The following is a 14,584-nucleotide window of genomic DNA, read 5'->3' as shown; positions in this document are numbered from 1 at the left end:
CATCTATATATAGCAGATTTGTATGCACTAAGTATCGGTTTAGTGGTTTTATTTATCGCACCTTTGCCCACACGACACTTTTGTAGTACGGGACTCCATGCCCCAATTATTCAAATGTCTTACTCACCGTCTTCACATGAATCTTTATCTCACAATTAGGCATACTTTAGAAGGACATGATCCCTTATCTACGGGATGATCCCAGCTTGAACCATGCTTAATCCTCCGTTATAGCGAAGGGCGAGAAGGGGGCGAAGTTTGCAATACGCATGGGGAGATTTAGCTGTTGTTGAGTAAATACATGAGACCGTTGCGCATCTATATATAGCAGATTTGTATGTATGAAATACCGGTTTAGTGGTTTTTTGATCGCAACTATGCCCACCCAGCACCCTTGCAGTTTGGGGCTCCGATCCATACCCGATTATTCACACTCTTACAAATTATTAACTTGACGAATCACGCTTTTTCTAGAATTTTGAAAAGACTTGATAATGAACGTTTGATTCAAGGTACATGAGCTTTGCGATAGTGTAACGGTAAATGGTGCCAGAGAGATTAACTACTATAAAGAGGAATAATTTGGAAAACATAGTACTGGAAGATTTGAGTAAGGATTTTGGTAGCTTTAGGGCTGTGGATAGTGTAAATCTCACAATTAAAAGTGGTGAGTTATTCAGTTTTTTAGGACCCAGCGGCTGCGGTAAAACTACATTATTACGCATGATCGCAGGTTTTGAGATGCCCACTACCGGAAGTATTCGTTTAGGCAACCATGATATCTCTTCTCTCCCCCCTTACAAGCGCGAAGTAAACACAATCTTTCAGAACTATTCCTTATTTCCACATATGACCTTATTCGACAACGTTGCCTTTGGCTTGCGCATCAAACGCACACCTAAGAGCGAGATAAAAGAGCGAGTATACGAAATGCTCAACTTAGTAAAGATGCAAGATCAAGCCTCTAAATATCCCAATCAGATCTCCGGCGGACAAAAACAGCGCATCGCAATAGCCAGAGCACTAATCAATAAGCCGCGAGTGTTGCTCTTAGACGAACCTTTAGCCGCACTGGATCTAAAACTTAGACAACACATGCTTATTGAGCTCATGAACATCCACGACGCTGTAGGGATAACGTTTATATACGTAACTCACGATCAAAGTGAAGCCATGAGTATTTCTGACCGCTTAGCCGTGATGAATGAAGGCAGAATTGTGCAGAGCGGACCTCCGGATGATATCTACGAGCGTCCCGTTAACATCTTTGCCGCATACTTTATTGGCGAGACCAATCTCATCAGCGGGGAAGTCTTGGAAGTTTATGAGGACTACATAGAATTAGAGTGCAATGATGGCACAGGAAAGACTTTTCAGATAGACAGCAGTTTTAAACAAGCTCCAGAAAAAGGCACAAAGATTACCCTATCCTTAAGACCCGAAAAGATCGCCATTGCCCGCAATAAACCGCGCCACCAGGACGACATTAACATACTAAAGGGGCAAATTGAAGATATTTTGTATTTGGGCACGCATACTCAGTACATTGTGCGGGTTGGCAAGCTGAAGTTTAGAGTGTTTTCTCAACATAAACGTGTATATTTTGACGACAAGGCTTTGGATTGGGAAGAAAACGTGTGGCTATTTTGGCACGATACCGATACTTGGTTGATAGATACTCTACAAGGCGAAGTGCCTGAGGTAGATATTAATGAGGGCGGCAATTTACAACGCTATGTAAAGCGGGGAAAAAGCTGATGCAAACAAATTTGCAGAGTGTACAAGATAAGCGTAGAAACCTCAGTAGCTGGTTGCTTAGTTTACCTACGTTAATCTGGCTTACTTGCTTCTTTCTTATCCCCTATCTAATCGTTATTATTTACAGTTTTCTTAGCCCGGATATTTATGATGTGAAATTTGAAGTATCGCTGGATGCCTATCGACAAATCTTTAGGGGTGACTACTTACGTCCTTTTCTACTTTCTTTCAAGCTTGCTTTTTACACAACCATGCTATGCATTATTCTGGGTTTTCCAGTTGCCTATTACATAGCCCGAGCCAAAGAAAAAACCAAAAATATGCTGCTGGTCTTTATTATTATCCCTTTTTGGACCAATCTCATTATCCGCATCTTCTCTTGGCGCATCTTTTTGGCATACAGTGGCGTTATGAACGATACTCTGATAAATTTAGGCCTTATTACTCAACCCCTGGAAATCTTAAGAACCGATCTGGCTGTTATCATGGTAATGGTATATGTGTATTTGCCATATATGATTCTTCCACTATACAGTGTGTTGGAGAAATTGGATTTCACCCTTCTAAATGCAGCCATGGATTTGGGAGCAAATGAAGTAAAAGCATTTTTCCGCATTACCCTACCATTGGCAGTAGGAGGAATATTTGCCGGCACCCTACTTGTGTTTATCCCTTCGTTAGGAGCCTATCTTATCCCACAATTGGTAGGCAATCAACAATCTTTATATATAGGTCAGGTGATTACTTATAAGATCAAGAATATTCCTCGCAACTGGCCGATGGCATCTGCACTTTCGCTCACTTTATTGTTACTGGTGGCAGTGTTGTTGCTGGTTATGTATGGGCTCTATCGGCGCCATCAGAACCGGAGGCAATGGCAATGAGATTATCTTTGACGAAATTGTTTAAGGGCATGAATCTAACAGTCTTTACTCTGGTGATGATTTTTCTGTATATCCCCATTCTAATTCTTATTATCTTCAGTTTCAATGACGCCCGCATAATTACCGGTTGGCAAGGTTTTACTTTTAAGTACTACCTCCTGTTGTTTAAAAATCCTACCATAGGTGAAGCCTTTCGCAACACAATGCTGATTGCCGGGCTTAGTACTCTTATCTCCACCACTTTAGGCATACTAACCGCTTTAGGCTTAGAAAACAAAGGCTTTAGCGGCAGAAGGGGGCTCATTGCTCTTATCTACACTCCCCTAATGATACCAGATATCCTGATGGGCGTATCTTTGGCACTGTTGTTCAATTTCACCAGAGTAAACACCGGCATGTTCACGGTGCTGATTGCTCATATTACATTTTGTATATCATATACGGTAATTGTAATACAATCTCGTTTGGAAGATTTCGATCATTCTTTGGTAGAGGCAGCGCAAGATCTCGGTGCCAAACCATTCTACATATTTTGGAAAATAAAGTTTCCCCTAATGATGCCAGGAATAGTGGCAGCAGCGCTTTTAGCTTTCACTCTTTCCATAGACGATTTTATCATCACCTTTTTTACTTCGGGACGCGGATTTGATACTCTGCCCATATATGTTGAGGGCACCATCCGGAGAGGAACTATTACTACCATCAATTCGCTTTCAACCTTGATGATTGCCTTCACTCTTTTTTTGGTGGTTGCAACCAAAAGAGTGCGTAAGATAATAGTGAATTCATTGTAATCTGAACAACATAGAATTCAATTGACACAAATTGCAGGTATAAAAGACTGTCCGTATGATTAGTCAGAATATTTCCAAAGATAATATAAACCAGTGGGATAGCCTTCCCGATGGGTACTTGTGTTTTGTCCTAAAATCTAATGAGGAATACCTCTATATAGGAATTAGCGCAAAGCTAAGCACCAGATTGAAAAGCATCTGGAATAAAGCAGAAAAAGACCATATCTACCAAGAGCTTATCTCGGCTGCCTCTACTTTGGAATATAATCTGATGCCAGATTCCATGTCTGCACTTATCTTACAAAAATGCCTAATCGCCCAGCATCATCCCCAATTTCAACGGCGCTTACGTCCCTGGCAAAATTATGTGTACTTAGCTTTAGATAGCCATCGCTTCCCTTTTATTAGCATTCAAGAACATAGCGGCGACGATTGGCTATACTTAGGACCTTTTCGCAATCGTTTCTTTGTTACCGATGTTATCCAAAGCATATCGCGCATCTTAAAATTGCCCTTTTGTGAAACCGGAAGCTATCCCTGTGATAAATTTGACAAAGGCACCTGTCGGGGTTGGTGTTTAGCCTTGGCTCCTGCTCGCGAAACAGAGCTCGAACATGATCTTGACAAATTAGATACTTTATTGCAGGAAAGCTTTATCCACCCTCAAAACGGAATTCTGGAGCTGGTGCAGAACGAGCGCGATGCCTACTTTAACAATTTGGAATTTGCCAAGGCAGACCTGTTGGATGATGAAATCCGTTTACTAAAGGCTTATCGGGAATGGCTCAATTTTTTGTATGTGGCAAAGGATCTTGAGTTTGAAAGTCCGCAACTATGCATTCAGCATGGTCAATTAGTGCGCGCAGAATTGAACGGTAAGAGCTACAGATTCCCTGCCGACCTGCCCGAATACCGTGCCAACGAAAAGTTGGCTTTACCATTGGCGGCAGTGGATGAAATGAAAATAATCTACAACTTTATAAAGGAGCGAGCTAATGCATGATAAACTCATCAAACTGGCTTCGGTAAAAAACTTCAAACGCGGAAAGGTCCGCGATCTATACGATCTGGGCGAGACCCTGCTGATTGTTACCAGCGATCGGATTTCCGCTTTCGATGTGGTGTTTCCCAATCTGATTCCTGATAAGGGACGCATCCTAAACGGTATCTCTACTTATTTCTTCAAAAATACCAAGCACATTGTAAACAATCACTTTATAACAGACAACCCTGCCGAATATCCTGAAGCATTGCATCCATTTAAGGATTTCTTGGCAGAACGATCGATGCTGGTTAAGAAGACCCGGGTAATACCCTTTGAGTGTATTGTGCGTGGCTACATAAGTGGTTCTGCTTGGAAAGAGTATAAACGAACCGGAACTGTGGGAGGCATGATGATTGCCGAAGACATGCATGAAAGTCAGAAGTTCCCCAAAGCTCTTTTTACCCCATCAACAAAAGCAAATGAAGGTCACGACGTAAATATCTCATATCGGGAAATGCTATCTTATACAGATGAATGGATTGCCCGTTTTCTGAAAGATAAATCTTTAGAATTGTACAGTTACGCCCACAACCTGCTTAAAAAGTCAGATGTGATTTTGGCCGATACCAAGTTCGAATTTGGGGCTATTGGCAATCAAATATTACTTATTGATGAGTGTCTCACTCCAGATTCTTCCAGATTTTGGGAATTATCTAGCTACGAGATTGGTGCTTCCCCCAATAGCTTCGATAAACAATTTATTCGTAACTATTTGAACGATATTGCTTGGGATAGGCAGTCAGCTCCGCCAATACTGCCCGATAGCGTAATCTCGCAAACTCGAGAGAAATATTTGGCTATGTATAAAACCATTACGGGAAATGAACTGACATGATTAAAGTAATATGCATTGTAGACGATGAAGAAGAACTGGTTAAAAACCTCAAGATAGAAATCCAAGCTCTGCGCCCGGAGTGGGAAATCCACACCTTTTCCGATGGACTTAAGGCTCTGCAAATGATTATGAGCGGGAAAGTGGACTTGGTGCTTACCGATATTGCTATGCCAGATATGGACGGCTACGAGCTGTTTTGGCGTGTGAAAGATTACAACGAAAAGATTCCAGTTATAATGATGACGGGTTTTGGCTACGATCCCAATCATGTCTTGGTACGAGCCAAAGTTGATGGACTTAAGGATGTAATTTTCAAGCCCTTTGATGTGGAAAAACTTGTAACCTTAATCGATCGCAAGATATCAGCGAAGTGAAGCCTGCAGATTTTGCCGAAAAGCATCTTCTTAATAGATCACTACTAAGCTTCCTGCTATATCCAGCAAGTCTTTGCTACGCTTCATTGATGAGGTGGAGGCGAAACTTGTATGCCCACAAAGGTTATCGTGCCCCCTTCAAAGTAATCAGCATTGGAAATCTGGTTATTGGCGGCAGCGGTAAAACGCCTATTGCCATTGCTATATGTAATGCCCTACACCAAAAAGGCTTAAGAGTTGCTTATGCCTCACGTGGCTACAAATCTGGATTGGAGCAACAAGCAAAACTGGTTTGGGATGGCTCCAAGCTGTTTTTCAATGCACATGATGCAGGTGATGAGGCCGTTATGGCAGCAAAAATGTTGTCCGGAATTCCTGTATTTTCAGGAGCTAAGCGCAAGCAAGTTTTGATGCTAGTTCACCAAATCTTTCCCAATCTGGATGCCATTATTCTGGATGATGCCTTCCAACACCTCAAAGTAGCACGAGACTTAGATATTATCGTTTTCGATACAGAGCTTGCCTTAGGCAATGGCTTTACTATTCCGGCGGGCTATCTCCGAGAAGATCTCTCGGCTCTAGATTCTCGCAGCATTTGCTTGCTACATCAAAAACCAGGTAGTACTCGAAATCCCAGTTTGGAAAAACGATTGCGCTCCACAGGTGCTAAAGTATATCAGATTCAAAGTTCTTGCAAGCATATTTATAAGAACTCTATTGAAATTGATCCTAAAACCTTAGAGAGTGAAAACATCACGGTGGTTTCCGGCATTGCCAATCCTCGCTCTTTAGAACAAGGGCTTGCCCAAATGGGTATCCGATATCAAAAACACTTACGCTTTGGTGATCACCACAGTTTTATTGATGATGCCTCCCGCAACACCATTCTCAACGATACTTCAAAGTACATTATCTGCACGGCCAAAGATGCAGTTAAACTAAAGACTCTGGTGGGTAGCAAAATGTTGGTAATTAGCCTAAGTACAACCCTTCCCGAAGATTTGATAAATTCCATAATATCCACCATAAACCGATAACCTCTCCCCCTCCACTTCAAGCCAGCATTAACTGAGGTTTAAGCGGGGATGCTCCCGTATGTACAGGATAATGGTAGCTTAAAGCTACGCTAACTCTCCGATAAAGTAATGAGTATAGGACAGCTTATATTAATTGATCGGTAATGTTATCCTCATCTTCATCTATGGGAAAGTCACTGTGCTGCTTATAGATAAATTTATGACTCCCTGCTTTCACCAAATTCTTAAGCTTATCTGCAATCACTTCCGCCTGATCCAGATAGTCGATGGTATTTAATCCACCTGCGGCGTCGCATTCGCCATTTTGGATTTCGCTAAGAATCTTGGTTCGCAGGTTTCGGTGTTGTTCGTTTATTCTGCCTTCCATTTCAATGATCTTATAGCTAAAGTCATCCTTCATGTTCTCCAAATAATCCACACAAAGATCCAGCATAAACATCACTTTGGCGTGCAGATCGTCTATCATGGCGGCAAATTCAGGACAAAGCGGCTGTTTTTGCATGGTGATTTGATAATTGAGAATACGGTTTACTTCTTCGGTATAATCGCCGATCTTTTCAATATCGTTCACCGTATGCAACAAAGCGGGTATCTTCTGGATGATATCGTCCGCATTGGTACGCTCATTAACCGCCACCAGATATAGCGTAACTTCACGCTGTAAACTGTCGATAGCTGCTTCGATTCTACTTACTCTGATCTGTTTTTTATAGTTCTTATCCTTAAAGGCTTCATAGCTAACAATCAGTCCCATGCGTACCAATCTCAGCATTTCGCGCATTTCTTTGAACGATTGGTTAATCGCCAATTCACTATCGCCAATAACATGGTAATTGAGATGTTTGGGCTCGCCCAAACTTAGGGTATCGATTTTATCTTTGGGTATTATGCTACTTGCTATGCGGGCAAATAAACCGGCGAAAGGCAAGCAAATAAGAGTATTAAATATATTGAAGAAGGTATGAGCATTGGCAACATGCCGGGCAAGGTTCACGCCGGCAAAAACATCACCCGGCGTGATCCGGTTAATGATTAACGTATATATCCCGAAATATGTTAATAAGCCAAACAAAATTGTCCCAAATGTGTTAAATAAAGAGTGAACTAAGGCTACTCGTCGAGCGGTATAATTGCTTCCGATCCCTGCTAACCAAGCAGTAATTGTGGTACCGATATTATCGCCAAATACCAAATATAGGGCTCCCTCAAAAGGAATTAAACCACTATTGGCCAGAACAATCACAATTCCCACTGATGCTGATGAACTTTGGATGAGCATGGTAAAGATGGTTCCAGTTAGAATACCTAAAAGAGGATTTGCGGCAATCCTCACCATGAAGTTTTGAGCAATTGCAGATTCTCGCAAGGGCAGGATGGCAGAAGACATCACGTTTAATCCAATAAACAATAGACCAAATCCGATAATAATCTGACTCCACCGTTCCATCCTTCTGCTCTTACGAATTAGTAACAAGCATACTCCGGCAATGATGAATACAAAGGCATAGTGTCCGATGTTAAAGGCAATTAGCTGAGCAGTAATTGTAGTACCAATATTCGCCCCCATCACTACTCCAACCGCCTGATTGAGCGTCATCATCCCCGTATTAACCAAGCCAATCATCATAACTGTAGTTGCAGATGAGCTTTGGATTAAGGCGGTTACTGAAAGACCTACAATAACTCCTTTTAAGGGAGTATTGGTAAGCATTTTTAAGATTCTGCGCATCTCATTACCGGCGACGGCATGCAAATTGTCGCTCATCTTATTCATGCCAAAGATAAAAAGCGCTAAGCCTCCGAAAAAGTTGATCAGCTGTAATATGGTCATAAACTTATAGCTTCCCCTTGCTGTAGATGTTTCAATTATTTCGGATGCGGCATAAGGTCAAGGGATTTCTTAGCATTTTGGCTATCATTTAATCGGGGCACTAAGCTCAGACATAAACAATTGGGGTATAAAGTGAAGATAGCAATACTTTTTGTAAACCTTCAGAGGCAGATATTCACTATTATCCAATTAACTTCAACCATGTGCAATGCACTTTATCTACATATCCTTACGCCATATTTGTGGATACAAAAATACCGGGTTTAACAAACCCGGCTCTATAACCTTTCTGGTTTTTATCAATTTGTTTCTGGTTTCATCTGAGGAAATAAAATCACTTCTTTGATGGAATCGTTCTCCGTAAGCAACATCACCAAGCGATCTATACCGATTCCCTGTCCTCCCATAGGTGGCATCCCATATTCTAAGGCTTCTAAGAAATCTTCATCTACCACATTGGCTTCGTCATCACCCATAGCACGCAATCTGGCTTGAGCTTCCAAGCGTTCACGTTGATCCAAAGGATCGTTTAGCTCGCTGAAGGCATTGGCAAATTCACCACCGGCAATAATAAGCTCAAAGCGATCTGCCAATAAGGGGTTTTCCGGTTTGGATTTGGCAAGCGGAGAGATTTCCTTGGGAAAATCACACACAAAGGTAGGCTCTATCAGCTTTTCTTCTACAAATTGCTCATAGATAAGAGCAATCAATTTTCCTTTGGCACTTCCTTCCGGAATATCAAGCTCTTGCTTTTTGCAAAAAGCAAGAAGTACCTCTTCACTTTCTGTTAGTACATCCATACCCGTTGCTTCGTTCACCAGTTGAGGCATCGAGGCTCGGCGCCACTTAGCTCCCAAATGCACGGTGTGTCCCTGATACACAAAGGTATCCTTGCCCACCACATCGAGGGCAAGATGCTTAATCAAGCCTTCCACCAAATCCATCATGCCATTTAAATCCGAATATGCCTCATAGCTTTCCATCATTGTAAATTCCGGATTGTGCGTGCGGTCCATTCCTTCGTTACGAAAGTTCTTCCCAATCTCATAAACACGTTCAAAACCGCCTACGATGAGGCGCTTTAGGTAAAGCTCCACCGCTATGCGCAGATACAAATCCACATCTAAAGTGTTGTGATGGGTAATAAACGGACGGGCATTTGCGCCGCCGTACAGAGGCTGTAAAATTGGCGTTTCTACCTCTATGTATCCCCGCGAATCCATATATCTACGGGCAGCGGATACAATCCGTGAACGCAATTCAAATACTTTGCGCTGAGCGGGATTGAGTAGCAGATCCAAGTAGCGTTTGCGATAGCGCAGTTCAATATCGGCAAATTCGTCATAACGGATAGCTTTCCCGTCTACAACCTTCTCCTTAACTGCGGGCAGAGGTCTGATGTTTTTGCTGAGCATCTTGATAGACGTGCATCTTAGTGAATACTCGCCAGCCTGAGTGTAAAAGAGGCTTCCGCTTGCTTGGATAAAATCTCCGGCATCGCAAAGCTTGAATAAGCCGTAGTTTTCTTCGCCCAATTCACTTTGCGAAACATAAAGCTGAATCTTTCCACTGTCGTCTTCAATATTGCCAAACCCGATTTTACCTTGACGGCGCATCGCTACTAAACGACCAGCAAGCGTAACTATGCTGTTACTTTCTATCCAGGATTCTTTATCTTTCAAAACCTGAGCAATTTTGTGGCTACGTTGGCTTTGCACGGGATAGGGGTCTATTCCCAATAAACGCAGCTTTGCCAGCTTCTCTTTGCGAAGCTTGATAAACTGGTTTTCTGCCATTATCTATAAATCTTTGAAAGGATTGTCGTCTACTACAGGTGCTTTCTGATTGGCATATTTACGCCATTCATCATCACCACGGCTTCTTCCGCCTCTTCTTCCGCCAAAATCACGATCTCCCCTATATCCGCCATCGCGAGACTCACGCGGGGCACGATCTTCATTGCGGGGACGGCTGGCAGCAGCAATCTCTTCGGGGGTGCGATCGGTGTAATCTAAAGTAATTCTATGGTTTTCGCGATCTATAGCGGTAACCATAAGTTCCACTTCATCACCACTTTTGAAGGTATCGCTTTTACGCACACGAGAGCGAGGCAGCAAACCGGTTATCCCATCGCTAATAGTAACGAATACACCAAAGTTGGTAGAGGATTCCACCACTCCGGTGAAGGGCTTTTCGATGCTTACTACTTCTTCGAGCTTGTCCCAAGGATCGGGCTGTAAAGCCTTAAGTGAAAGAGATATTTTTTGTGTATCAGGATCTATTCGTAGGATTTGTACTTGAACGTAATCCCCTTCTTTGAGTATCTCACGAGGATGGGCAATATTGCGGTTGCGGCTCATTTCCGATACAGGAATCAGACCTTCCACTCCGGGTTTGAGTTCGGCAAAAGCACCAAAATTGTGCAGGCGTAAAACCCGGCAATTTACTTCATCCCCTTCTTTAACTTCGCTAAGGGCTTGAGTAAAGGGATTTTCTTGTAAGGCTTTTAAGGAAAGAGCAATTTTATCTCCCTTTATGGAAAGTATCTTCACTTCTATTTCCTGTCCTGTCTTAAGTACATCTTGCGGTTTGATAACATGTTGCCAAGATATCTCGGATACATGCATCAAGCCTTCCACTCCGCCTACATCTATAAAAGCGCCAAAAGAGGTCATGCGCATTACTTTACCCATAACAACTTCGCCTTCAGCTAATTTTGCCAAAGCTTCCGCTTTTTTCTCGTTCGCTTCCTGTTCTGCCAATTGACGGTGAGAAACCACGATCCTACGACAATTTTCCGAGCACTCAATCACCATAAAGTCAAGGTTTTGACCAATAAATGCGGCGGTGTCATCCACCGGGCGTACCGAAATCTGCGATATCGGACAAAAGGCTCTGGCACCGAGAATATCAACGCTAAATCCCCCTTTGGTAACCGAGTAGACCTTTCCTTGCACCGGAATCTTCTTTTCATAAGCATCACGGATTGACTGTTTGTCCACATGCTGTTTGGTGAGGCTTTTGCCAACTACGTAGCCTTGATCGGTCTGATCCACTACGTAACCTTTGAGAACATCTCCTACTTGAAGCTGGAGAGTGCCTTTTTCATCGGAATAATCGCTAATCTCTGCATAGGCGTCGAATTTCCCCCCCAAGTTTACGATCAGGAAATTATCCGTGATTGTAACTATCGGGGCTTCTACAACATCGCCTTTTTTGATTTCATTTGTGTTTTGAAAGGAATCTTCGAGCATGCGAAGATAATCTTCTTTCATTTCTTTTAGAGCAGCCTTGCTGCTGGTTTCACGCACCTTGTCTGACATATGTAACTCCTAACGACATTTGAGAATTCCACAATTTTGAATAGGCTCTTTTTGTAAAGTCTTTTATTTAGTAACAGCAAAATAATCGTATTTTCCGCTTTTCTTTTACTCTTAAAACAAGCAGAGCAATCTGTAAACTCTATACATAACAACACTCTTTATGCTCCAACAAATCCTCAGCAGCGGTAATGCAGCAAAACAGATATTTGATATCTTCGCTCGTTTGAAGTGGTTCTGCAGCCGCAGGAAAGCGCAATTCATAAAATACCTTGACCAAATCCGTCTGCTTTCCTCCCATTGATTTCATTAATATATGAAGGTATATATCATGGTAAATATCGAGCACCTTCTGCCTTTAGTGGAAAAGCCTTCTCGCTACATAGATCACGAGATCAACGCCATACGCAAAAGCTTTGAGCAGTACCCTATCCGCATGCTTTTTGCCTTTCCTGATCTGTATGAACTGGGCGTATCTCACTTGGGCTTAAAAATACTTTACAGCATTGTCAACCGCCTGCCTTATGCCATGGCAGACCGCATGTATCTTCCCAAGATGGATTTGCTGGACTTACTGAACGAAGAGCAAATCCCGCTGTTCGGTTTGGAAAGTCGCATTGCTGCCGCCGAATTTGATCTTTTGGGTATTACTTTACAAAGTGAGCTTACCTTTAGTAATGTATTACAGTTAATCCACAGTAGCAGGATTCCAATGTTTTCAAAAGATCGCCGCAAAAATCATCCCATCCTAATGGCTGGCGGTCCCTGTGCCACAAATCCTTTACCTCTTGCTCCGTTTATAGATGTATTCTTTATGGGCGAAGCCGAAGAAGCGATAGTGGAAATTGCCCAAATCTTGCAGGCATACCCCAGTCGCAACGACCGCATAGAGCAACTTAGCAAATTAGAAAGCTGTTGGGTGCCAATGCACTCTGGTGACAATCCTTTCAACATCTCCCCAGTCTCCAAAACTATCTCCAGCCGTAAATATTCCGGATTTGCCCAAAACGCAAACTTGCACAGCCCCCAGCTTCTTAGCTGGCAATTGGCTACGCACAATCGCTATGTTGCCGAAATTATGCGCGGCTGCTCCAGAGGCTGCCGATTTTGTCATGCCGGATTCTTCTATCGCCCCGTACGAGAACGTAATCCTCAGGATATCTTGGATAACTTGCTTGCCGAAGTAAGAAACAGCGGTTGGGACGAGGCCGGCTTAATTTCCCTCTCCAGTAGCGATTATTCCTGTATTCGCGAGCTCCTTTTTGCCCTATTAGATTCACTAAACACCAGCAAAACTCACATCTCGCTGCCATCTCTGCGTGTAGACAGTTTAGACGACCGCCTGGTGAGCTTGATGCAAAGCTTGGGTAGAGAGGGCATTACCATCGCTCCGGAAGCCGGTTCTCAACGCCTGCGGGATGTTATAAACAAAAACCTCAATGAAGAAGAAATCCTGCACGGGGTAGAAATCGCCAAGAAGCTTGGTTGGCAAAAGATCAAGCTCTATTTCATGATTGGTCTGCCCGGTGAGACCGATACGGATATTCAGGCGATTGTCGATCTTATCCAGCGCATCAATCTTACCGCTAACAAACGCATGAATATAAATGTAAGCATCTCCCCTTTCACTCCAAAGCCGTTTACCCCTTTCCAATGGTGTGCCATGGCAGAAGCAGACGTCTTATTAAAGCGTGCTCAAAGCATCAAAAGTGCCTTCTATAAAAATCGCAATATAAAATTGAAATACCACACCATCGAAAACTCGATTTTGGAAGCATGTATCACACGTGGTGACCTGCGCATGGCAAAAGTGCTGTATCACGCCTGGCAGCATGGTGCCCTCTTCGACGGCTGGAATGAAACTTGGGATTGGAGCATCTGGCAAAACGCCTTTGCCGCAGAACAGCTCTCCAGCTCCGATTTTACTGCCCAAAGAGATCTCTCAGAACCTCTACCTTGGGATTTTATAGATATTGGAGTATGCAAAAAATTCCTCATTAGCGAATATGAAAAAGCCTTAAAAGCCGAATCCAGCCAAGATTGTCGCGAACTCTGCCAGCTCTGCGGCGTGTGTGATGATAAAATATTCACCCAAGATGCCACACCTCTGCAAGCCTTACCGCCATCTCCCCAACCGGCTCATACGAACCAGTACAATCCTCAAACCCAATATCGCTATCGCATTTTTTACCGTAAAACCGGACTCCTGCGCTTTATCTCGCATCTTGATTGGATGCGGATGCTCTTTCGCCGGATTGCCATATTAGAACTGCCTACTGTTTTTACAATGGGCTTTTCTCCCCATCCCAAAGTTAGTCTTTCCCCACCGCTTCCCGTCGGCGTGGAAAGCTTTGCCGAATACTTTGATATCTCTTTTTATGAGCCTCTTGCAGCAGAAACCATCCTCAGTGAATTAAGCCGAAGCCGCATTCCAGATTTTACTCTTACCGCATGTGAACCCATTAAAGGCAAAGCTGCCCTACCCAGTTCCGAGTATCTTAGCTTACAGCTAAACAGCGACCAACTTGAGCGGAGCAAGAATCGGCTGCATTTTTTTGCCAATGCCGGAAGCATATTCTATACCAAGCAAACAGACAAACGCTCTAAGACCTACGATCTCAAAAAGATTATCCTTTCTATTTCAATCTCCCCAGATGGCTTAAATCTGCACAAAAGCCTACAAAGCCCTTCATTATATGATGTTCT

At 43.0% G+C, this 14,584-nt stretch carries 11 protein-coding genes; 8 read left to right on the top strand and 3 right to left on the bottom strand.

The features are described 5' to 3' along the window. The first annotated feature begins 582 nt into the window (after positions 1–582). From LHW48_07565 to lpxK, 7 genes are read left to right on the top strand one after another with little or no spacing between them, the layout of a single operon-like run. The gene (locus tag LHW48_07565) at positions 583–1,758 is read left to right on the top strand and encodes an ABC transporter ATP-binding protein (protein MCB5260313.1); all 1,176 of its coding nucleotides are present in this window, start codon (positions 583–585) and stop codon (positions 1,756–1,758) included. Next, entirely contained in the window at positions 1,758–2,642 is an 885-nt protein-coding gene (locus LHW48_07560) for an ABC transporter permease (protein MCB5260312.1), read from the top strand. Before LHW48_07565 ends, LHW48_07560 begins: the two co-directional genes overlap by 1 nt. Positions 2,643–2,650: 8 nt before the next feature. Next, positions 2,651–3,436: an ABC transporter permease gene (locus LHW48_07555; protein MCB5260311.1), complete on the top strand. Its 786-nt coding sequence runs from the start codon at positions 2,651–2,653 to the stop codon at positions 3,434–3,436. A 55-nt stretch (positions 3,437–3,491) separates the two neighbouring features. After that, positions 3,492–4,439, top strand: a complete 948-nt coding sequence (locus tag LHW48_07550) for a hypothetical protein (protein MCB5260310.1) — start codon at positions 3,492–3,494, stop codon at positions 4,437–4,439. Next, on the top strand, positions 4,432–5,316 hold the full coding sequence (locus tag LHW48_07545) for a phosphoribosylaminoimidazolesuccinocarboxamide synthase (GenBank protein MCB5260309.1): 885 nt from the start codon (positions 4,432–4,434) through the stop codon (positions 5,314–5,316). Before LHW48_07550 ends, LHW48_07545 begins: the two co-directional genes overlap by 8 nt. Beyond that, a complete protein-coding gene (locus LHW48_07540; GenBank protein MCB5260308.1) occupies positions 5,313–5,690 on the top strand; it encodes a response regulator in 378 nt (125 codons plus the stop codon). The genes LHW48_07545 and LHW48_07540 overlap by 4 nt, the downstream gene beginning before the upstream one ends. Continuing rightward, the gene (lpxK, locus tag LHW48_07535) at positions 5,687–6,727 is read left to right on the top strand and encodes a tetraacyldisaccharide 4'-kinase (GenBank protein ID MCB5260307.1); all 1,041 of its coding nucleotides are present in this window, start codon (positions 5,687–5,689) and stop codon (positions 6,725–6,727) included. Before LHW48_07540 ends, lpxK begins: the two co-directional genes overlap by 4 nt. 124 nt (positions 6,728–6,851) lie before the next feature. On the opposite strand, the gene LHW48_07530 is transcribed toward lpxK, so the two are convergent. The 3 genes from LHW48_07530 to LHW48_07520 form a co-directional block, all read right to left on the bottom strand. Then, the gene (locus LHW48_07530; protein ID MCB5260306.1) at positions 6,852–8,558 is read right to left on the bottom strand and encodes a Na/Pi cotransporter family protein; all 1,707 of its coding nucleotides are present in this window, start codon (positions 8,556–8,558) and stop codon (positions 6,852–6,854) included. Between the two features lie 299 nt (positions 8,559–8,857). Next, the gene (gene lysS / locus LHW48_07525) at positions 8,858–10,354 is read right to left on the bottom strand and encodes a lysine--tRNA ligase (GenBank protein MCB5260305.1); all 1,497 of its coding nucleotides are present in this window, start codon (positions 10,352–10,354) and stop codon (positions 8,858–8,860) included. Positions 10,355–10,357: 3 nt separating this feature from the next. Continuing rightward, positions 10,358–11,881, bottom strand: a complete 1,524-nt coding sequence (locus LHW48_07520; GenBank protein ID MCB5260304.1) for a S1 RNA-binding domain-containing protein — start codon at positions 11,879–11,881, stop codon at positions 10,358–10,360. A 313-nt stretch (positions 11,882–12,194) separates the two neighbouring features. Here LHW48_07520 and LHW48_07515 point away from each other — a divergent pair. Then, positions 12,195–14,584, top strand: a 2,390-nt coding sequence (locus LHW48_07515) for a TIGR03960 family B12-binding radical SAM protein (GenBank protein MCB5260303.1), incomplete at its 3' end; no start/stop codon positions are given.

The organism is Candidatus Cloacimonadota bacterium (assembly GCA_020532355.1).
Taxonomy (GTDB): domain Bacteria; phylum Cloacimonadota; class Cloacimonadia; order Cloacimonadales; family Cloacimonadaceae; genus UBA5456.
The sequence above is the reverse complement of the archived record's forward strand: the minus strand, read 5'-3'. Positions and strand labels throughout refer to the sequence as shown.